This window comes from Pseudomonas sp. DF11 (genome assembly GCF_058148565.1).
This window is the reverse complement of record NZ_JBYVYN010000004.1, coordinates 152,667-171,931: the sequence shown is the minus strand read 5'-3', so window position 1 is coordinate 171,931 and position 19,265 is coordinate 152,667. Positions and strand designations below refer to the sequence as shown.

At 61.1% G+C, this 19,265-nt stretch carries 21 protein-coding genes and 1 tRNA gene; 11 read left to right on the top strand and 11 right to left on the bottom strand.

Annotated elements, in window-relative coordinates; genetic code table 11:
* Positions 1-413: 413 nt before the first annotated feature.
* Complete coding sequence (locus AC30D9_RS14345) at positions 414-854, bottom strand: hypothetical protein (protein ID WP_134922473.1); 441 nt, start codon at positions 852-854, stop codon at positions 414-416.
* On the opposite strand from AC30D9_RS14345, the gene trmL reads away from it, so the two are divergent.
* Entirely contained in the window at positions 853-1,308 is a 456-nt protein-coding gene (gene trmL / locus AC30D9_RS14340; protein ID WP_092401422.1) for a tRNA (uridine(34)/cytosine(34)/5-carboxymethylaminomethyluridine(34)-2'-O)-methyltransferase TrmL, read from the top strand. The two genes, AC30D9_RS14345 and trmL, sit on opposite strands and share 2 nt — an antisense overlap.
* A 159-nt stretch (positions 1,309-1,467) precedes the next feature.
* Here the strand turns inward: trmL and secB are convergent, their stop codons facing one another.
* The 3 genes from secB to AC30D9_RS14325 are packed head-to-tail and all read right to left on the bottom strand — an operon-like array spanning position 1,468 to position 2,659.
* Positions 1,468-1,950 (bottom strand): protein-export chaperone SecB, encoded by a 483-nt coding sequence (gene secB / locus AC30D9_RS14335; RefSeq protein ID WP_134922472.1) that lies wholly within the window; start codon positions 1,948-1,950, stop codon positions 1,468-1,470.
* 39 nt (positions 1,951-1,989) lie between these two features.
* Positions 1,990-2,244 carry a glutaredoxin 3 gene (gene grxC / locus AC30D9_RS14330; protein WP_072397923.1) on the bottom strand — a complete coding sequence of 85 codons (255 nt, stop codon included), beginning with the start codon at positions 2,242-2,244 and terminating at the stop codon, positions 1,990-1,992.
* Position 2,245: 1 nt separating this feature from the next.
* Entirely contained in the window at positions 2,246-2,659 is a 414-nt protein-coding gene (locus tag AC30D9_RS14325; RefSeq protein ID WP_109751986.1) for a rhodanese-like domain-containing protein, read from the bottom strand.
* Between the two features lie 152 nt (positions 2,660-2,811).
* Here AC30D9_RS14325 and gpmI point away from each other — a divergent pair, with 152 nt between their 5' ends.
* The 4 genes from gpmI to AC30D9_RS14305 all read left to right on the top strand — a co-directional run bounded on the left by gpmI (position 2,812) and on the right by AC30D9_RS14305 (position 7,982).
* Positions 2,812-4,341, top strand: coding sequence for a 2,3-bisphosphoglycerate-independent phosphoglycerate mutase (gpmI, locus tag AC30D9_RS14320; protein ID WP_490144255.1), 1,530 nt, complete (start codon positions 2,812-2,814; stop codon positions 4,339-4,341).
* Positions 4,342-4,559: 218 nt separating this feature from the next.
* Positions 4,560-5,852: a murein hydrolase activator EnvC family protein gene (locus tag AC30D9_RS14315; RefSeq protein ID WP_109751984.1), complete on the top strand. Its 1,293-nt coding sequence runs from the start codon at positions 4,560-4,562 to the stop codon at positions 5,850-5,852.
* 32 nt (positions 5,853-5,884) lie between these two features.
* Positions 5,885-7,201, top strand: a complete 1,317-nt coding sequence (locus AC30D9_RS14310; RefSeq protein ID WP_134922468.1) for a S41 family peptidase — start codon at positions 5,885-5,887, stop codon at positions 7,199-7,201.
* A gap of 1 nt (position 7,202) precedes the next feature.
* Positions 7,203-7,982, top strand: coding sequence for a divergent polysaccharide deacetylase family protein (locus AC30D9_RS14305; protein ID WP_307573547.1), 780 nt, complete (start codon positions 7,203-7,205; stop codon positions 7,980-7,982).
* Positions 7,983-8,123: 141 nt separating this feature from the next.
* On the opposite strand, the gene AC30D9_RS14300 is transcribed toward AC30D9_RS14305, so the two are convergent.
* The 7 genes from AC30D9_RS14300 to AC30D9_RS14270 all read right to left on the bottom strand — a co-directional run bounded on the left by AC30D9_RS14300 (position 8,124) and on the right by AC30D9_RS14270 (position 13,919).
* On the bottom strand, positions 8,124-8,870 hold the full coding sequence (locus AC30D9_RS14300) for a substrate-binding periplasmic protein (RefSeq protein ID WP_134922466.1): 747 nt from the start codon (positions 8,868-8,870) through the stop codon (positions 8,124-8,126).
* A 63-nt stretch (positions 8,871-8,933) separates the two neighbouring features.
* Positions 8,934-9,704 carry an imidazole glycerol phosphate synthase subunit HisF gene (gene hisF / locus AC30D9_RS14295; RefSeq protein ID WP_123345509.1) on the bottom strand — a complete coding sequence of 257 codons (771 nt, stop codon included), beginning with the start codon at positions 9,702-9,704 and terminating at the stop codon, positions 8,934-8,936.
* 9 nt (positions 9,705-9,713) lie between these two features.
* Positions 9,714-10,451, bottom strand: a complete 738-nt coding sequence (gene hisA / locus AC30D9_RS14290; protein ID WP_038605771.1) for a 1-(5-phosphoribosyl)-5-[(5-phosphoribosylamino)methylideneamino]imidazole-4-carboxamide isomerase — start codon at positions 10,449-10,451, stop codon at positions 9,714-9,716.
* Positions 10,452-10,493: 42 nt separating this feature from the next.
* On the bottom strand, positions 10,494-10,748 hold the full coding sequence (locus AC30D9_RS14285) for a DUF2164 domain-containing protein (protein ID WP_307573542.1): 255 nt from the start codon (positions 10,746-10,748) through the stop codon (positions 10,494-10,496).
* A complete protein-coding gene (gene hisH / locus AC30D9_RS14280; protein ID WP_134922464.1) occupies positions 10,748-11,386 on the bottom strand; it encodes an imidazole glycerol phosphate synthase subunit HisH in 639 nt (212 codons plus the stop codon). Before hisH ends, AC30D9_RS14285 begins: the two co-directional genes overlap by 1 nt.
* Complete coding sequence (gene hisB, locus AC30D9_RS14275; protein ID WP_003186751.1) at positions 11,386-11,979, bottom strand: imidazoleglycerol-phosphate dehydratase HisB; 594 nt, start codon at positions 11,977-11,979, stop codon at positions 11,386-11,388. Before hisB ends, hisH begins: the two co-directional genes overlap by 1 nt.
* A 278-nt stretch (positions 11,980-12,257) precedes the next feature.
* A complete protein-coding gene (locus AC30D9_RS14270) occupies positions 12,258-13,919 on the bottom strand; it encodes an OFA family MFS transporter (RefSeq protein ID WP_490144254.1) in 1,662 nt (553 codons plus the stop codon).
* A 528-nt stretch (positions 13,920-14,447) separates the two neighbouring features.
* Between AC30D9_RS14270 and AC30D9_RS14265 the strand changes: the two genes are divergently transcribed.
* The 6 genes from AC30D9_RS14265 to AC30D9_RS14240 all read left to right on the top strand — a co-directional run bounded on the left by AC30D9_RS14265 (position 14,448) and on the right by AC30D9_RS14240 (position 19,099).
* Positions 14,448-16,673: an AsmA family protein gene (locus AC30D9_RS14265; protein ID WP_490144253.1), complete on the top strand. Its 2,226-nt coding sequence runs from the start codon at positions 14,448-14,450 to the stop codon at positions 16,671-16,673.
* Complete coding sequence (gene mutY, locus AC30D9_RS14260) at positions 16,670-17,737, top strand: A/G-specific adenine glycosylase (protein ID WP_490144252.1); 1,068 nt, start codon at positions 16,670-16,672, stop codon at positions 17,735-17,737. Before AC30D9_RS14265 ends, mutY begins: the two co-directional genes overlap by 4 nt.
* Positions 17,734-18,006: an oxidative damage protection protein gene (locus AC30D9_RS14255; RefSeq protein WP_134922460.1), complete on the top strand. Its 273-nt coding sequence runs from the start codon at positions 17,734-17,736 to the stop codon at positions 18,004-18,006. The genes mutY and AC30D9_RS14255 overlap by 4 nt, the downstream gene beginning before the upstream one ends.
* Positions 18,007-18,108: 102 nt before the next feature.
* Positions 18,109-18,184 (top strand) — tRNA-Phe (locus tag AC30D9_RS14250).
* Between the two features lie 116 nt (positions 18,185-18,300).
* Complete coding sequence (locus AC30D9_RS14245) at positions 18,301-18,630, top strand: DHCW motif cupin fold protein (protein WP_109751974.1); 330 nt, start codon at positions 18,301-18,303, stop codon at positions 18,628-18,630.
* 61 nt (positions 18,631-18,691) lie between these two features.
* Positions 18,692-19,099, top strand: coding sequence for a hypothetical protein (locus AC30D9_RS14240; protein WP_109751973.1), 408 nt, complete (start codon positions 18,692-18,694; stop codon positions 19,097-19,099).
* Positions 19,100-19,265: the final 166 nt, after the last annotated feature.

Sequence of the window (19,265 nt, the reverse complement as noted above, 5' to 3'; positions counted from 1 at the left end):
GCCTGCTCGCGATGCTTTCTAAGGGTGCCATGCACCGCACCAATGCACCATGAACCGCAATTGCGCATGCCTTATGAGCAGGAGCCACTCGATCCGCCTCGAAAAAAACAGCTCAAATAAAAGCAAAAGCCCCGTAATACGGGGCTTTGCGCACCATCAGCAGTTTTTTTGTGACAAGCCATTAAAAACTGGCACGCCCCCTGCAGTAACTCAATCACTACCCAGTTTCGGGGACCTTGGTACAGGCAGGCCGGGGATTCCCCACTTTTATACCGGGCTCATCGAGCCCACTGTTTTGGGGGCCTTGATACAGGCAGGTCAAGGTTTCCCTTCTTTACACCAAGGGCTATGCGCCGAGCGCCAGCCCTCCCGTTTTGGGGACCTTGGTACAGGCAGGCCGGGGATTCCCTCTTTTATTGCTCTTGGAGATGGATCTCCAGCCGCCAGCGATCATCGACTTCGCTGCCGGCCCACTCCCCCCGCAACGGACGCGCCGCTACCAGCGTCAGCAACAACCCCTTGTCACTCAACCGCACTCGCCAGTTCACGTCCTTGCCGTTGAGCTTCAACTGGCCGCTCTGCGCTCGACCTTCTGCTTCGAACAACAGCGCTACCGAGCCGTCGATGACTTCCCCGTGTAGCTTGGGTTCGTTGTTGAACCAGACCACCACCCCGCCGTCAGTCACCTCGACCTGCTGCAATACGCTCGGTTCGGGCGTGGTCAGGCGTCCGATCATCAGCCCGACCATCATGCCGAAGATCGCCAACGAGCCCATCACCCGAGGCATTAGCTTCGAACGTTCATCGGTTTGCGGCGTAGAATGCCGCTCATCTTTGTCTGCGGAGCCGTGCATGTTTCACGTCATCCTTTTTCAACCGGAAATTCCACCGAATACCGGCAATGTCATCAGGCTGTGCGCCAACAGCGGCTGCCACCTGCATTTGATCGAACCGCTGGGCTTCGAGATGGACGACAAGCGTCTGCGCCGAGCCGGCCTCGACTACCATGAGTATGCCACCTTGCAGCGTCACGCCGACCTCGCCAGTTGTCTGGAAAGCCTCGGGCATCCGCGCCTATTTGCCTTCACCACCAAGGGTTCGCGGCCATTCCATGACGCCAGCTTCGTCGCCGGTGATGCGTTCCTGTTCGGCCCGGAAAGCCGTGGCCTGCCAGCCGAGGTGCTGGACGCCCTGCCCGCCGACCAACGCCTGCGCCTGCCCATGCGCGAAGGCTGCCGCAGCCTGAATCTGTCCAATACCGTGGCGGTGGCGGTTTATGAGGCGTGGCGGCAGAACGGTTTCCAATAGCAATATCGGAAACCCTGGCCAGAAACTCCTGTGGGAGCGAGCCTGCTCGCGATAGCGTTATGTCAGTCAGTACTGAGTTGACTGATACACCGCTATCGCGAGCAGGCTCGCTCCCACAGGTTTTATGCTCGGCTGACGGACGCTAGCCCGCCCTACCGCTTACTGAACGGTCGCGCCGCCTTCTTGCTGCATGCGTTGCAGCTCTTGGGCGTACAGGGCGTCGAAGTTCACCGGAGCCAGCATCAGGGCCGGGAACGAACCGCGGGTTACCAGGCTGTCCAGGGTTTCGCGAGCGTACGGGAACAGGATGTTCGGGCAGAATGCGCCCAAGGTGTGGCTCATCGAAGCGGCATCCAGGTTCCTGATCAGGAAGATCCCGGCCTGCTGCACTTCGGCGATGAACGCCACTTCGTCACCGTTCTTCACAGTCACCGACAGGGTCAGCACCACTTCGTGGAAGTCTTCTTCCAGGGCTTTCTGGCGAGTGTTCAGGTCCAGGCCTACGCTCGGTTCCCACTGCTGGCGAAAGATCGCCGGGCTTTTCGGGGCTTCGAAGGACAGGTCACGGACATAAATGCGCTGCAAGGAGAATTGCGGTGCGGTTTCTTCTTCGCTGGCAGCTGTGTTCTGTTGGTCAGTCATCGCAGATCCTTCTTACTTTCAGGTTCTATTAATGGAAAATCAGGCCTTGAGCATCGCATCGAGCTTGCCGGCGCGCTCCAGGGCATACAGGTCATCACAGCCGCCCACGTGGGTGTTGCCGATCCAGATCTGCGGCACGGAGGTGCGCCCGGCTTTCTGAGTCATTTCGGCGCGCAGTTGCGGCTTGCCGTCGACCTTGATCTCTTCGAAAGCCACGCCTTTGTTCTGGAGCAGGAACTTGGCCCGGGAGCAATAGGGGCAGTAATCGCTGGAATAGACAACGACGTGGGTCATCTCACTTCACCAGGGGCAGATTGTCGGCTTTCCAGCTCGCCACACCACCGGACAGCTTGGCGGCGGTGAAACCGGACTTCATCAGCTCGCGGGCATGGGTACCGGCGTGCTGGCCCTGGGCATCCACCAGGATCAGCGTCTTGGCCTTGTGTTTTTCCAGTTCGCCGATACGCGCGATCAGTTTGTCCTGGGGGATGTTCACCGCCCCGACAATGTGACCAGCGGCGTAATCCTTGCTCGGGCGGATATCCACCACCACGCCGGCATCCTTGTTGACCAGCGCGGTCAGCTCGCCAGTGCTCAGGCTGCGACCGCCGCCCTGCATCGTGTGGGCAACCAGCAACGCCAGCAGCACGACGAAGATACCGACGAGAATGTAGTGGTTAGTGGCAAATTGAATCAGGTGAGCAACCATCGAAGGAGGTTCCAGGGCGTTAAAATGTCGGCCAGTATACACAGCACACAAGGCCGGCCAAACCCCGCCCGGCGGTGACGCCGTCGGAACTTACCTTTAAACTGCCCGTCCCTTTTCCATCGTCTTCTTTTAACCAGCCACGAGTGGATTCCATGACTACCACGCCTAAACCTTTGGTCCTGATGATTCTCGACGGCTTCGGTCACAGTGACAGCCACGAATCCAACGCCGTGTATTCGGCCAAAAAGCCCGTGCTGGACCGCTTGTGGGCCACCGTGCCGAACGGCCTGATCTCCGGCAGCGGCATGGACGTCGGCCTGCCGGACGGGCAGATGGGCAACTCCGAAGTCGGCCACATGAACCTCGGCGCAGGCCGCGTGGTGTACCAGGACTTCACCCGCGTGACCAAAGCGATCCGCGACGGCGAGTTCTTCGAAAACCCGACCATCTGCGCCGCCGTGGATAAAGCCGTGACCGCCGGCAAGGCCGTGCACTTCATGGGCCTGCTGTCCGACGGTGGCGTGCACAGCCACCAGGACCACCTGATCGCCATGGCCGAACTGGCCTTCAAGCGCGGTGCCGAGAAAATCTACCTGCACGCCTTCCTCGATGGCCGCGACACCCCGCCGAAAAGCGCCACCTCGTCCATCGAACTGCTGGATGCGACGTTCCAGGCCCTCGGCAAGGGGCGCATCGCCAGCCTCATCGGTCGCTACTACGCCATGGACCGTGACAACCGCTGGGACCGTGTGGCCCAGGCCTACAACCTGATCGTCGACGGCAACGCCGAATTCAACGCCGCCACCGCCCAGGAAGGCCTGCAAGCCGCCTATGAGCGCGGCGAAAGCGACGAGTTCGTCAAGGCCACCACCATCGGCGAGCCGGTGAAGGTTGAAGACGGCGACGCCGTGGTGTTCATGAACTTCCGTGCCGACCGCGCCCGTGAGCTGACCCGCGTGTTTGTCGAAGACGACTTCAAGGAGTTCGAGCGCGTACGCCAGCCGAAACTGGCCGGTTTCGTGATGCTGACTCAATATGCCGCCAGCATCCCCGCGCCGTCGGCCTTCGCCGCTGGCAGCCTGGAGAACGTGCTGGGCGATTATCTGGCGAAAAACGACAAGACCCAGCTGCGCATCGCCGAAACCGAGAAATACGCCCACGTGACGTTCTTTTTCTCCGGTGGTCGCGAAGAACCCTTCCCGGGCGAAGAACGCATCCTGATCCCCTCGCCGAAGGTCGCCACCTACGACCTGCAACCGGAGATGAGCGCGCCAGAGGTGACCGACCGCATCGTCGAGGCCATCGAAAACCAGCGCTACGACGTGATCGTGGTCAACTACGCCAACGGCGACATGGTCGGCCACAGCGGCGTGTTCGACGCGGCGGTCAAGGCTGTGGAATGCCTGGACACCTGCGTTGGCCGCATCGTCGAGGCGTTGGAGAAAGTCGGCGGCGAAGCGCTGATCACGGCCGACCATGGCAACGTCGAGCAGATGTCCGACGAATCCACCGGCCAGGCCCACACCGCCCACACCACCGAACCGGTGCCGTTCATTTATGTGGGCAAGCGCAACTTCAAGGTCCGCGACGGCGGCGTGCTGGCTGACGTGGCACCGACCATGCTGATGTTGCTGGGCATGGAGAAGCCGGCGGAGATGACCGGGACTTCGATCCTGGTCTGACCCAACACAAATCCCCCTGTGGGAGCGGGCTTGCTCGCGAATGCGGTCTGCCAGTCGACATTTATGTGTCTGGTCTACCGCATTCGCGAGCAAGCCCGCTCCCACATTGGTTTCTGGTGTTTTTTGGGCCAGTTATCACACAGCCCCAAATGGGCGTTTTTTTTGCAGCGTGGGGCGGGCATACTAGGCCGTCCCTTTCCCTGGTGTCGCCCGCCTCTATGCTTCGCGTCCTGATAGCCCTCGTTCTGACCTGCCTGCTCCAACCGGCCTTTGCCGACGAGCGCGCGCAAACCCAACAGCAGTTGGAAGCCACGCGCCAGGACATCGCCGAGCTGAAAAAGCTGCTGGGCAAGTTGCAGGAAGAGAAATCCAGCGTGCAGAAAGACCTGCGCGGCACCGAGACCGAGATGGGCAAGCTGGAGAAACAGGTCGACGCCCTGCAAAAAGAGCTGAAGAAAAGCGAATCCGAGCTGCAGCGGCTCGATGGAGAGAAAAAAAAACTCCAGAGCGCACGTACTGAACAGCAAAAGCTGATCGCCATCCAGGCCCGGGCCGCCTACCAGAACGGTCGCCAGGAATATCTCAAGCTGCTGCTCAACCAGCAGAACCCCGAGAAATTCGCTCGCACCCTCACTTATTACGATTACCTGAGCCAGGCCCGCCTGGAACAACTCAAGAGCTTCAACGAAACCCTGCGCCAACTGGCCAATGTCGAAAAAGACATCGAACTGCAGCAAGCCCAATTGCTGGTGCAAAAGAGCAGCCTCGACACCCAGCGCGAAGAACTCGAGAAGGTTCGCAAGGAGCGCCAGGTGGCCCTGGCCAAGCTCAACGACGACGTAAAGGCTCGCGACAGCAAGCTCAAGGCCCGCGAGCAGGACCAGGCCGAACTGGCCAACGTATTGAAAACCATCGAGGAAACCCTGGCCCGCCAGGCTCGAGAGGCAGAAGAAGCGCGCCAGAAAGCGCTGATCGCCCAGCAGGAAGCCGAAAAAAAGCGTTTGCGTGAGGCCCAGGCCGAAGCGGACTCCGGCGACGCGCCGCGCAAACCGGTCAAATCCAGCCCTGGCGCGCTGGTTTCCAGTGATGGCGAGACCTTCGGCGGCGCTTTTGCTTCAGCCCGAGGCAAACTTCCATGGCCGGTCAATGGTCGATTGCTTGCACGCTTCGGTGAAACCCGTGGCGACGATACTCGCACCAAGTGGGATGGCGTGATGATCAGCGCTTCGGCTGGCAGCCAGGTGCATGCCGTTCATGGTGGGCGCGTGGTATTCGCCGACTGGCTGCGCGGCGCCGGCCTGCTGGTGATCCTCGATCACGGCAACGGTTATTTGAGCCTGTACGGCCACAACCAGACGCTGCTCAAGTCGGCGGGGGATGTGGTCAAGGCAGGCGAGTCCATCTCCACGGTCGGTAACAGTGGCGGGCAGGATACGCCAGCACTGTATTTCGCTATTCGTCAGCAGGGTCGCCCCAGTGACCCGGCCCAATGGTGTCGTGCGCAAGGATAAGCGCGCCCATCCTATTAAGGAGTTCGTTCGACATGCTGCATTTGTCCCGCCTTACCTCGCTGGCCCTGGCGATCGCCCTCGTGATCGGTGCGCCCCTGGCTTTTGCCGCTGACCCCGCCCCGTTGGCGCCAGCCAGCACGGCCGCGACCACCAAGGCCCCGCTGCCGCTGGACGAACTGCGCACCTTTGCCGAGGTCATGGACCGGATCAAGGCCGCTTACGTCGAACCGGTGGATGACAAAGTGCTGCTGGAGAATGCCATCAAAGGCATGCTCAGCAACCTTGATCCACACTCGGCCTACCTGGGGCCGGAAGACTTTGCCGAGCTGCAGGAAAGCACCAGCGGCGAATTTGGCGGCCTGGGCATCGAGGTCGGCAGTGAAGACGGTTTCATCAAGGTGGTTTCGCCGATCGACGACACGCCCGCCTCCAAGGCCGGCATCCAGGCCGGTGACTTCATCGTCAAGATCAATGGCCAGCCGACGCGCGGCCAGAGCATGACCGAAGCCGTGGACAAGATGCGCGGCAAGATCGGCCAGAAGATCACCCTGACCCTGGTACGCGACGGTGGCACGCCGTTCGACGTGACCCTGACCCGCGCGGTCATCCAGGTCAAGAGCGTGAAGAGCCAGTTGCTGGAGTCGGGCTACGGTTACATCCGCATCACCCAGTTCCAGGTCAAGACCGGCGAAGAAGTCGCCAAGGCCCTGGCCAAGATGCGCAAGGACAACGGCAAGAAACTCAACGGCCTGGTCCTGGACCTGCGCAACAACCCCGGCGGCGTGCTGCAATCGGCCGTGGAAGTGGTCGATCACTTCATCACCAAGGGCCTGATCGTCTATACCAAGGGCCGTATCGCCAATTCCGAGCTGCGCTTCTCGGCCACCGGCAACGACCTGAGCGAAGCCGTGCCACTGGTAGTGCTGATCAACGGCGGCAGCGCCTCGGCATCGGAAATCGTCGCCGGCGCCCTGCAGGACCAGAAGCGTGGCGTGGTCATGGGCACCACCAGCTTCGGCAAGGGCTCGGTGCAGACCGTATTGCCACTGAACAACGATCGCGCCCTGAAGATCACCACCGCGCTGTACTTCACGCCCAATGGCCGCTCCATCCAGGCCCAGGGCATCGTCCCGGACATCGAGGTGCGCAAGGCCAAGATCACCAACGAGCAGGACAGCGAGTACTTCAAGGAAGCCGACCTGCAAGGTCACCTGGGCAACGGCAACGGTGGCGCCGACAAACCAACCGGTTCCGGCGCCAAGGCCAAGCCAATGCCCCAGGATGACGATTACCAGTTGGCCCAGGCCCTGAGCCTGCTCAAAGGATTGAACATCACGTCCGGCCGCTGAGATGGGCCTGCGTTTCACCTTCGTCCTGCTGTGCCTGCTGGCGGGAGCCGTTAACGCGGCCCCCGCCACCGCATCCTCGCCGCACAAGGCGTACCTGAGCCTGATCATCGACGACCTGGGGCAAAACCTGCCTCGGGATCGCCGGGTACTGACCCTCCCCGGTCCCGTCACCGCCGCGATCATGCCGGACACGCCCCACGCCGCAGAATTCGCCCGCGAAGCCCATCGCGCCGGCAAGCTGGTCATGCTGCACATGCCCATGGACCCGGCCACCGGGCCGTTCGCCTGGCATCCGGAACTGCCCATCGAGGAACTGGGCAAGCGCCTGGACGCCGCATTCGCCGCCGTGCCCTACACCAGCGGGATCAACAACCACATGGGCAGCCGCATGACCGCCCAACCCCAGGCCATGGCGTGGCTGATGGCGAATCTGCAGCAGCGGCACAAGTTTTTCGTCGACAGCCGCACCAGCGCCCAGACTGTCGCGGCCGCCGAGGCCCAGAAGATTGGCCTCGCCAGCGTGTCGCGGGATGTGTTCCTGGATGACGAGCGTACCGAAGCCGCCATTGCCCACCAGCTTCAGGTGGCCATTGAGCTCGCTCATCGGCAGGGTTCGGCAGTAATGATTGGGCATCCCTACCCGCAGACCCTCGCAGTGCTCGAACGCGAACTACCTCGGCTCAAGGCCCAGGGCATCGAATGGATCGACATCAAGTCGATGATCAGTCTGCGCAGTAATCGGGCGATGGCCGGGCATGGGAAGGATGGTGTTTATCGGTAGCGGCTGAGCGCTATCTCAAACCGCGATGCCGCCATCGCGAGCAGGCTCGCTCCCACAGTGATCCAGGCTGGCTGCAGAATTAGCGCTCACCACAAATCCATTGTGGGAGCGGGCTTGCTCGCGATGGCGGCGGGACAGCGCTCAGAGATACCGCGCCAGGATCGCATCCACCGCGCCTTCCTTGCGCAGTTCATCCAGGGCCGCTTGCAGCCGGGCGACCACATCGTCAGGCACGTCTTTATTCAACGCCAGGTACAGCTCGGCACTGTTGAATCGCAACACGGTCTTGAGGTCGTTCACCCCTTCCTGACGCGCCAGGTAACGCCCGGCCGGGTCACCGGTCGCCCACAGATCGATCTGGCCGTTGACCAGTTTTCTGGCGTTGTCCTGATCGCGCAATACGACAATCGGCTTCAGGCCCTGCTTGGCCAATGTCTCGGCAATCGCGTCGCCCTTGTAGGCACCGATCCTGTATTGGCGCGCCTGCTCCAGCGAGTCGAGGGCAATCTTGCTATCGGCCTTGGCGAGCATGATCCAATCATCCGGGCCGATGGGGCCGACCCATTTGAAAAGCTTTTCGCGCTCCGGCAATCGCGCCATGACAAACACGCCGTATCCAGGGTTTTCCAAGGCGAGCTTGTAGATTCGCTCCCAAGGGAAACGTAGCGTCAGGCTGTAGGAGATGTCGGCGCGCTTGAATATTTCGCGGACGATGTCCACGGCAATGCCATGAATGTTCTCGTCCTGAGCGAAGTTCTTGCCGTTCTTGGCCATGTTGTACGGCGGGAAGTTTTCCGTCAGCAGCACCAGCGATGTATCGGCGGCGCGGGCGGTACCTGCAAGTAGCAACGTGACGCCGGCAAAGGCAAGAACGAGACGTTTGAGCATGTCGGGCTACCGCAATCCATGGTGTGCCCAAGAGTGCCTTGGGCCCGCCATGGTGTCCAGCGATCAGCGAATGCAGATACCGCGATGCGCCATATAGGCCTTGGCTTCCGGCACGGTGTATTCGCCAAAGTGGAAGATGCTCGCCGCCAGTACCGCGCTGGCATGGCCCTCGATAATCCCGTCGGCCAGGTGCTGCAGGTTGCCGACGCCACCGGAGGCGATGACCGGGATGCCCAGGGCATCGCTGATGGCGCGGGTGACTCCGAGGTCGAAGCCGTTTTTCATGCCGTCCTGGTCCATGCTGGTCAGCAGGATTTCACCAGCGCCCAGGCCTTCCATCTTCTTCGCCCATTCAACGGCGTCGAGGCCCGTAGGTTTACGACCACCGTGGGTGAAGATTTCCCAACGCGGGGTTTCGCCCGGGCCGGAGACCTTCTTGGCATCGATGGCCACGACAATGCACTGCGAACCGAAGTGCTGGGCCGCCTCGCCAACGAATTCCGGGTTGAACACCGCTGCGGTGTTGATGGACACCTTGTCCGCACCGGCATTGAGCAGGTTGCGGATGTCCTGCACGGTGCGCACGCCGCCGCCCACGGTCAGCGGGATGAACACCTGGCTGGCCATGCGCTCGACGGTGTGCAAGGTGGTATCGCGGCCATCGACGCTGGCCGTGATGTCGAGGAAGGTGATCTCGTCCGCACCCTGTTCGTCGTAGCGACGGGCGATTTCCACCGGGTCGCCGGCGTCACGGATGTTCTCGAACTTCACACCCTTGACCACCCGACCGTTGTCCACGTCCAGGCAAGGGATGATGCGTTTGGCCAGCGCCATGGTGAGTCCTCAGCCTTTGTAGGAATCGCAGAAGGCCTGGGCCTCGGCGACGTCCAGAGTGCCTTCGTAGATCGCGCGACCGGTGATCGCACCGATGATGCCCGGCGCCTTGGCGTCGAGCAGCGCCTTGATGTCGCCCAGGTTATGGATACCGCCGGAGGCGATCACCGGGATCTTCGTGGCGGCGGCCAGGGCGGCGGTGAACGGGACGTTGCAGCCCTGCATCATGCCGTCTTTGGCGATGTCGGTGTAGACGATGGCGGACACGCCGTCAGCCTCGAAACGCTTGGCCAGGTCGATCACCTGCACGCTGCTGACTTCCGCCCAGCCGTCGGTGGCGACGAAACCGTCCTTGGCGTCGAGGCCAACGATGACCTTGCCCGGGAAGGCGCGGCAGGCTTCAGCGACGAACTCCGGTTCCTTGACGGCCTTGGTGCCGATGATCACGTAACTCACGCCAGCCTTGACGTAGTGCTCGATGGTTTCCAGCGAACGAATGCCGCCGCCGATCTGGATCGGCAAGTTCGGGTAGCGCTTGGCGATGGCCGTGACCACTTCACCGTTCACCGGCTGCCCTTCGAAGGCGCCGTTCAGGTCAACCAGATGCAGGCGACGACAGCCGCCCTCCACCCACTTGGCGGCCATGCTCACCGGGTCATCGGAAAACACCGTGGAGTCTTCCATGCGGCCCTGACGCAGACGTACGCAAGCGCCGTCCTTGAGATCGATAGCGGGGATAATCAGCATCTGGCAAACCTTCAAATACGAATATTCAGCTAGGCTCGAAAATCAATTCTTCTCGAGCGCCCACAAGTCGCTTTCAATGCTTTCGAACCTTTCTTTAAGGTGCGTCTGCACATCGAAAATCGCCCTGTTGTAATAGTGCGGCGCAATTTCGCGGGTAAACAGGTCAAGAATTTCCGCCGCTTCGAATGAGCCCAGGTCCAGCTCGAAACGATCCTCCATGAACCGCTGGATCTTGCGGTTCGCTTCACTCTCCTGCTCGGGCGTGAGGCTGAGGATCGGCGGTTTCTTGCGGGCCATTACCAGCGCCCGTCCCACGCTGCGAAGTTCTGCAACAGTTGCAGGCCATGGGTATGGCTCTTCTCTGGGTGGAACTGCACGGCGAAGCGCGAACCATCGGCCAGGGCCGCGGCGAAATCGACGCCATAGTGCCCGCTGCCCACCACCTGCCGGGCATTGCCAGCGGCGATGTAGTAGCTGTGCACGAAGTAGAAACGCGCCAGGTCCGGAATGTTGTGCCACAGCGGGTGATCCACTGTCTGCTTCACTTCGTTCCAGCCCATGTGCGGGACTTTCAGGTGCTCGCCGTCTTCATGCAGATCCTTGCCAAAAAATTTCACCTGGCCTGGGAACATGTTGATGCAATCGACCCCGTCGTTCTCTTCGCTGCGTTCAAGCAAGGCTTGCATGCCCACGCAAATGCCGAGGAACGGACGGTCCTGGCTGACTTCATGCACCAGCGAATCGAAGCCCAGGCGGCGGATCTCGGCCATGCAATCGCGAATCGCACCGACGCCGGGAAACACCACTCGGTCGGCTTCGCGAATCACGTCGGCATCGCTGGTGATCAGCACCTTGCCGGCCCCCACATGCTCGAGGGCCTTGGCCACCGAGTGCAGGTTGCCCATGCCATAGTCGATAACCGCGACCGTCTGCATTACAGCACGCCCTTGGTGGAAGGCATCTGGCCGGCCATGCGGTCATCGAGCTCCACGGCCATGCGCAGCGCGCGGCCGAAAGCCTTGAATACAGTTTCGATCTGGTGGTGGGTGTTGTGCCCGCGCAGGTTGTCGATGTGCAGGGTCACGTTGGCGTGGTTGACGAAGCCCTGGAAGAATTCCTGGAACAGGTCAACGTCGAAGCCGCCGACGGTGGCACGGGTGTACGGCACGTGCATCTGCAGGCCCGGGCGACCGGAGAAGTCGATGACCACCCGCGACAGCGCCTCATCGAGCGGCACATAGGCATGGCCGTAGCGACGGATGCCCTTCTTGTCGCCGATGGCCTTGGTAAAGGCCTGGCCCAGGGTGATACCGACGTCTTCCACCGTGTGGTGGTCGTCGATATGCAGGTCGCCCTTGCTGACGATGTCCAGGTCGATCAGCCCGTGACGGGCGATCTGGTCCAGCATGTGCTCAAGAAAAGGCACGCCGATATCAAACCGGGCCTTTCCGGTGCCATCCAGGTTGATCGAGGCTTTGATCTGGGTTTCCAGAGTGTCGCGCTCGACAGACGCCTTACGTTCGGCCATCACCAGCTCCGCAAAATCATTGGGCGAAAAAGGCAGCCATTATAGGGGCGCGAGCGGCAAACAGAAACACGGGAGGTGATATCCCTGACGGGTTGTCGGCGATAGACATGTCCATACAAGCTTTCGCCTACACACAAAACAAATGTGGGAGCGAGCCTGCTCGCGATAGCGGTGCATCAGAAGACAATGATGTCGACTGACACGCCCTCATCGCGAGCAGGCTCGCTCCCACAGGGTTGGCCCGTCTCCGATGGATTCGGGCCTACCGTCATTGTCGCTTAGTGGAACAACACCGCCGTCTTCTGCAGGGTCACCCACACACCCCACGCCAACGGAATGCCCACCACCAGCCAGGCAGCAATCGCCAGGGGCTTGGTGCCTGGCGCGGCTTTCCACTCCAGCGAAGTGGTGCTGTCTGCGCCCTTGTCATGGCCCAGGGCCTGTTCGGCGGCCAGTTCGGCGTCGGTCATGAAGTACTTGTCGGCGACCGGACGGACCAGCAGGTTGCACAGGAAGCCCAGCACCAACAGACCGGAGAGGATGTACAAGGTGATGTCATAGGCCGCGGCGCGTTCAACGCCGATGCTCAGTTGATATTCACGCAGGTAGTTCACCAGCACCGGACCCAGCACGCCCGCCGCAGCCCATGCGGTCAACAGGCGACCGTGGATCGCGCCGACCATCTGCGTACCGAACAGGTCCGCCAGGTAGGCCGGCACGGTGGCGAAACCGCCGCCGTACATCGACAGGATGATGCAGAACGCCGCCACGAACAGCGCGACGCTGCCCAGGTGCCCCAGGTTCGGGATCAGCGCATACAGGGCAAAGCCCAGGGCGAAGAACACGAAATAGGTGTTTTTACGACCCAGGTAATCCGAGAAGGATGCCCAGAAGAACCGGCCACCGATGTTGAACAGGCTCAGCAGACCGGTGAAACCGGCGGCGATCGCCGCGATCTGACCCAGTTGCGTAGCGTCCAACTGGCCGAACGGCAGGTCATTGCCGAGCAACTTGCCACCGAACACTTCCTGCAGCAGTGGCGAAGCCATGCCGAGGATGCCGATACCGGCGGAAACGTTCAGGCACAGCACCAGCCAGACCAGGCGGAATTGCGGGGTTTTCCAGGCCACGTTCACGTGAACATGGCGATGGGTAATCATCGCGTTCGCGGCTTTCTTCGGTGCCGGGGTCCAGCCTTCAGGCTTCCAGCCGGTCGGCGGAACGCGGTACGACAAGGCGCCACCGATCATGAACACAAAGTAGATCGCAGCCATGACCAGGAAGCTCTGCCATACGCCCACGCCAGTCGGCGAAGCGAAATGGCTCATCAGCGCTGCGGCCAGCGGCGCACCGACCATCGCGCCACCGCCGAAGCCCATGATCGCCATGCCGGTGGCCATGCCACGCTTGTCCGGGAACCACTTGATCAGGGTCGATACCGGGGAGATGTAGCCCAGGCCCAGGCCGATGCCGCCGATCACCCCGGAACCGATCCACATCAGCCAGATCTGGTGGGTATAGATACCCAGCGCGGAAATCAGCAGGCCACCGCACCAGCACAATGCCGAGACAACGCCGGCCTTGCGCGGCCCGGCGTGTTCCAGCCAGCCGCCCCAGATGGCTGCCGAGCAACCCAGGAAGATGAAGAACAGGGTGTAGATCCAGCCGAGCATCGAGATCGGCCAGTCACATTGGGACGAAAAGACTTGCGAGATGAAGCTCATATCCGGTGCGCAGGCCACAGGCTTGGAGATACCCAAGGCTTTGGACAGTGGCAACCAGAACACCGAAAAGCCGTAGGCCATGCCGATGCAAAGGTGAATGGCCAGTGCGGCCGGTGGAACCAGCCACCGGTTGAAACCGGGTTTGGCGATGATGCGTTCCTTGGAGAGGAACGCTGGCTGGTCGGCGATGCCGCCCGCCGTGATGCTCGTGCTCATTGTGTATCCCCCAGTTATTGGAATGGTTCGCCAGCCACGCATCACCCTCAGCCTTCATTGCACGCAGGCATGGCTGTATTTTCTGGTGAAGCTCCATAGCATGCGACATCAAGTCGCAGAAGGGCGGACGAACGGGCAAAGGTTACCATTTGCTCGTGGCAGAAAAACCAAAGTGATATCACCTTTTTCGTGCCATCTGTCTTATCGCACACTTGCTCGCTTTCTGTAGGGGGCTAACGATTTATTTTTTCAGGAGTTGAGCCCCTCTCTCTGTGGCGAGAGGATTTAGCGGAACGTCGCACCAGCCCGCCGGGGCACGAAGTGGCCTCGAAACCAAACGCTTCGATCCCTCAGGTTGTGATTGTCTTGGCTGATATCAGTGTCGCTTCGCAACCCTGCGGGGATAATTCCCCATGCCACAGGTCTATGTTCGGCAAGCCTGGCAGGAGAACGATCCTCCAACGCGCCAGCAACTCAGGGCGTTATACTCCCGGCTAAATTTTGAACTCAACCTACAAGGATTCGCCCATGAAAGCGTTCGGCAAAATCCTGGGTCTGGTACTTCTCGGGCTGTTGCTGATCATTGTGGCCCTGGGCTTTGCCCTGACCCACCTGTTCGATCCCAACGACTACAAAGAAGAGATCCGCCAGATAGCCCGCGACAAGGCCCACATCGAGCTGACCCTCAATGGCGACATCGGCTGGAGCCTGTTTCCGTGGCTGGGCCTTGAGCTGCACGACGCCAGCGTCGCTACCCTGGCCAATCCGACCCAACCCTTCGCCGACCTGCAGATGCTCGGTCTTTCGGTGCGGGTGATACCGCTGCTGCGCCGGGAAGTGCAGATGAGCGATGTGCGGGTCGAAGGCCTGAACCTGCGGCTCAACCGTGACAAGAACGGTCACGGCAACTGGGAAGACATCGGCAAGGTGCCAGCCTCCACGACGACGGCGAGCGCACCGGCACCGACCGAACAACCGACCTCGCCCGCCAGCGCCCCGGCAGAAAAACCTGCCCAGCCAACCCGCCTGGACATCGACAGCCTGACCGTGAACAACGCCCGCGTCGAATACACCGACGAGCGGACTGGCAAGCTGTTCACGGCCGAGAGCATCCAACTGAGCACCGGCCCGGTCCACGACTCCACCAATATCCCGGTCACCCTGACCGCCTTCCTGTCCAGCAATCAGCCAGCCGTACGTGTACGCACTGAAGTGACGGGTGAACTGCGCTTCGAACGTGCCCTGCAACGCTACAAGTTCGAGGATCTGAAACTGTCCGGCGAAGCCACGGGCGACCCCTTGCAGGGCAAGACCCTGAACTTCGCCGCCCAAGGCCAACTGTTCCTGGACAAGGCGGCCAATGTCGCCGAATGGACCGGCATCAAGCTGTCGCTCAATCAACTGCGCGCCTTGGGTGAATTGAAAGTCAACGACCTCGACAAGACCCCGCAATTGAGTGGCGGGGTGTCGATCGCCCAGTTCGATCTGGCGAACTTCGTCGACAGCGTCGGCCAGAAACTCCCGGACATGGCCGAAGGCAGCCTGAGCAAGGTCGAACTGGTCAGCCGCATTGCCGGCACGCCGACCAGCGTCGAATTCAACAACATCAACCTGAAGATCGATGACAGCAACTTCAGCGGGCGCATCGCCGTGGAAGACTTTGCCAAGCAGTCCCTGCGCGCTCAGCTCAAGGCCGACACGTTCAACGTCGACCGTTACCTGCCGCCAAAGTCCGCCGAAGCGGACAGCTCCAAGGCGGCCCGTGAGGCTGAAGTCAGCAACACCGAGGCCAGCGCCATGGCTGGAGCCGGCAGTACACCGCTGCCGAGCGCTCCGACCCAGGGGGCCTGGAGTAATGATCGGCTGTTTCCGGTGGAACGCCTGAGCAAGCTGGACCTCGATGCCGACCTGACCTTCGGACAACTGACCCTCGATAAACTGCCGATCCAGAACGCGGCACTCAAAGCCACCGGCCTGGGTGGCCTGCTGACCCTGGAAAACCTGCGAGGCGATCTGTACAGCGGCAACTTCGAAACCAAGGGCACCCTGGACGTGCGCCAGCCTACGCCACAGTTGAGCCTGCAAACGCGCATCAACCGGGTTCCCGCCGAGAAGATCATCGAAAGCCAAGGCAAGAATCCGCCGGTCAAAGGCCTGGTCACCATCAACAGTGCGATCACCGCCAGCGGTAATAGCCAGAAAGCCCTGATCGACAGTCTCAACGGCAACGCCGGGTTCGTCATCAACGATGGCGTACTGCTCAATGCCAATCTCGAACAGCAATTGTGCAAAGGCATCGCCACCCTCAATCGCAAGACTCTCAGCGGCGAACCGCGGGGCAAGGACACGCCGTTCCAGCAACTCAACGGCAATCTCACTTTCAACAATGGCGTTGCCAACAACCCGGACCTGAAAGTCCGCATCCCCGGCATGACCGTCAATGGCAACGGCGATATCGACCTGCGGGTGCTGGGCATGGATTACCGCGTCGGCGTCATTGTCGAAGGCGACAAGAGCGACATGCCCGACCCGGCCTGCCAGGTCAACGAACGTTACGTCGACGTCGAATGGCCATTGCGCTGCCGTGGCCCACTGGAGCTGGGTGCGAAGGCCTGCCGCCTGGACAACGACGGGCTGGGCAAGGTCGCGGCGAAACTGGCCGGTGACCGGCTCGGCGACAAGATCGAGGAGAAGCTGGGCGACAAGGTCAGCCCCGAACTCAAAGATGCGCTCAAGGGGCTGTTCAAGCGATGAGAGCCGAGCAATTTTCCGCCGCCGTACTGGACTGGTTCGACCGCCATGGGCGCCACGATTTGCCCTGGCAGCGGGACATCTCGCCCTATCGGGTGTGGGTCTCGGAAATCATGTTGCAGCAGACCCAGGTCAGTACCGTGCTCAACTACTTCGACCGCTTCATGGTCGCGCTGCCCACCGTCCAAGCCCTGGCCGCCGCGCCGGAGGACGAAGTACTGCACCTGTGGACCGGGCTGGGCTATTACACCCGCGCGCGCAACTTGCAGAAGACCGCAAAGGTCGTCGTCGACCAATACGGCGGGGAGTTTCCCCGGGACGTGGAAAAACTCACCGAATTGCCGGGCATCGGCCTGTCCACCGCCGGCGCCATCGCCAGCATCAGCATGGGCCTGCGGGCGCCGATCCTCGATGGCAATGTCAAACGGGTGCTGGCGCGTTTCACCGCCCAGGAAGGCTATCCGGGCGAGCCCAAGGTGGCGAAACAGCTGTGGGCCACCGCCGAGCGCTTCACGCCACAGGACCGCGTCAACGCCTACACCCAGGCGATGATGGACCTGGGTGCCACCCTTTGTACCCGCAGCAAGCCCAGTTGCCTGCTCTGCCCGCTGAAGCAAGGCTGCGAAGCCCACATGCTGGGCCTGGAAACCCGCTACCCGATTCCCAAGCCACGCAAGGAAGTACCCAAGAAGCGTACCTTGATGCCAATGCTGGCCAACCACGAGGGCGCGATCCTGCTTTACCGCCGCCCTTCCACGGGGTTGTGGGGCGGGCTGTGGAGCCTGCCGGAACTCGACGATCTCGACGACCTGCAACACCTGGCCCTGCAACACTCGCTGGAATTGGGTAGCCAACAGCAAATGCCAGGCCTGGTGCACACCTTCAGCCACTTCCAGTTGGCGATCGACCCCTGGTTGGTCCGGGTCCGGGAAACCGGCCATCACGTGGCCGAGGCCGACTGGCTCTGGTATAACCTCGCCACCCCGCCGCGCCTGGGCCTTGCCGCCCCGGTCAAAACCTTGCTCGAACGCGCGGCCGCCGTAATGAACGCAGGAGAGTTGCAATGACCCGCACCATCATGTGCCGCAAGTACAAAGAAGAACTGCCTGCCCTGGAGCGTCCGCCGTTCCCGGGCGCCAAGGGCCAGGACATCTACGACAATGTCTCGGCCAAGGCCTGGGCCGACTGGCAGAAACACCAGACCCTGCTGATCAATGAAAAACGCCTGAACATGATGAACGCCGAAGATCGCAAATACCTTCAGGGCGAGATGGACAAGTACTTTTCCGGCGAAGATTACGCCAAGGCCGAAGGCTACGTGCCGCCGTCCGAATAAGCTGTCTGGAACCAGGGCGGATCGTAAGCGACGGTAATAATTAAATATTTTTTGATAACGTGCTTGACGCCCCCCTGAAAAACCCGTTTAATGCGCCCCGTTGCCCAGATAGCTCAGTCGGTAGAGCAGGGGATTGAAAATCCCCGTGTCGGCGGTTCGATTCCGTCTCTGGGCACCAAATACCGAAAACCCCGATCAAGAAATTGATCGGGGTTTTTTATTGCGTGGGATTTTCTTCCTGCACATTGTCGACTCAGCTACATTCGTCCGCTCCCCTCCAGCAAGCGAGTCGACATGGACATCACCGGTATCCCCTTTGGCACCACCGACTGGTCAACCATCGAGCCCACCGAACACAAAGGCGTCACCGGAACCGCCTATTGGCGCACGCGGCAATTCGGGGATATTCGGGTACGGATGGTGGAATACACCGCCGGGTATCTGGCCGACCATTGGTGTACCAAGGGTCACATCCTGTTTTGCCTCAAGGGCGAGCTCCATACTGAGCTCGAAGACGGTCGGCAATTTTTGCTCAAGCCCGGCATGAGCTATCAAGTCGCCGACCAGGCCGAGCCTCATCGATCCTCCACTTCATCGGGGGCGACGCTCTTCATAGTGGATTGAGATTCGAAGCGTGCGCGTTGAAGCTGTAGGATAGATGGCCTTATCCATCAGGAATCCGACCATGTCATCGGCGAACAAACAGCACAAGCGCAGCCAGCGCGCCAAGGCGAAAGCCAAGCAGAACCGTACTCAGCGTGCTGCTGCGCCAAACGATTTCCTGGACCCGAACGACGAGCGCATCGATCTGGAAACCGTGGACCTGACGGAACTGTTCCAACTCATGAGTGCCGCCGAAAAGATCAGCCAGAAGGCGATGTGCGAAGCGTTCCTGGCCCATCCCCTGCTGGCGCTGGTGCTGGAACAGGAAGGTGAGGAAGAAGCGACCGACTTCATCTTTACCGCACTGATCGAATACCGCCGTCTGACCACGGGCGTGGATGAGCAGACCGCGCTGGATTGGGTGGAAAGCAAGCAATTCCAGGCCGATTATGTGGCTGCATCCCAGGCGCTGACGCAAGGCCAGGACTGACTGTCTGGCCGGGGCCGCGGTGGATGACGCCCTGCGGGGATAGTTCCTACAAACCGGGGTCAACCAAGATGGGGCGGCGTCATACCCGTCCTGCATCAATCCGCTATTTTTCCTCCCAAGCAATCAGCCCCGTCCGGCATCATCGAAACGCCACCCGGAGCATCCT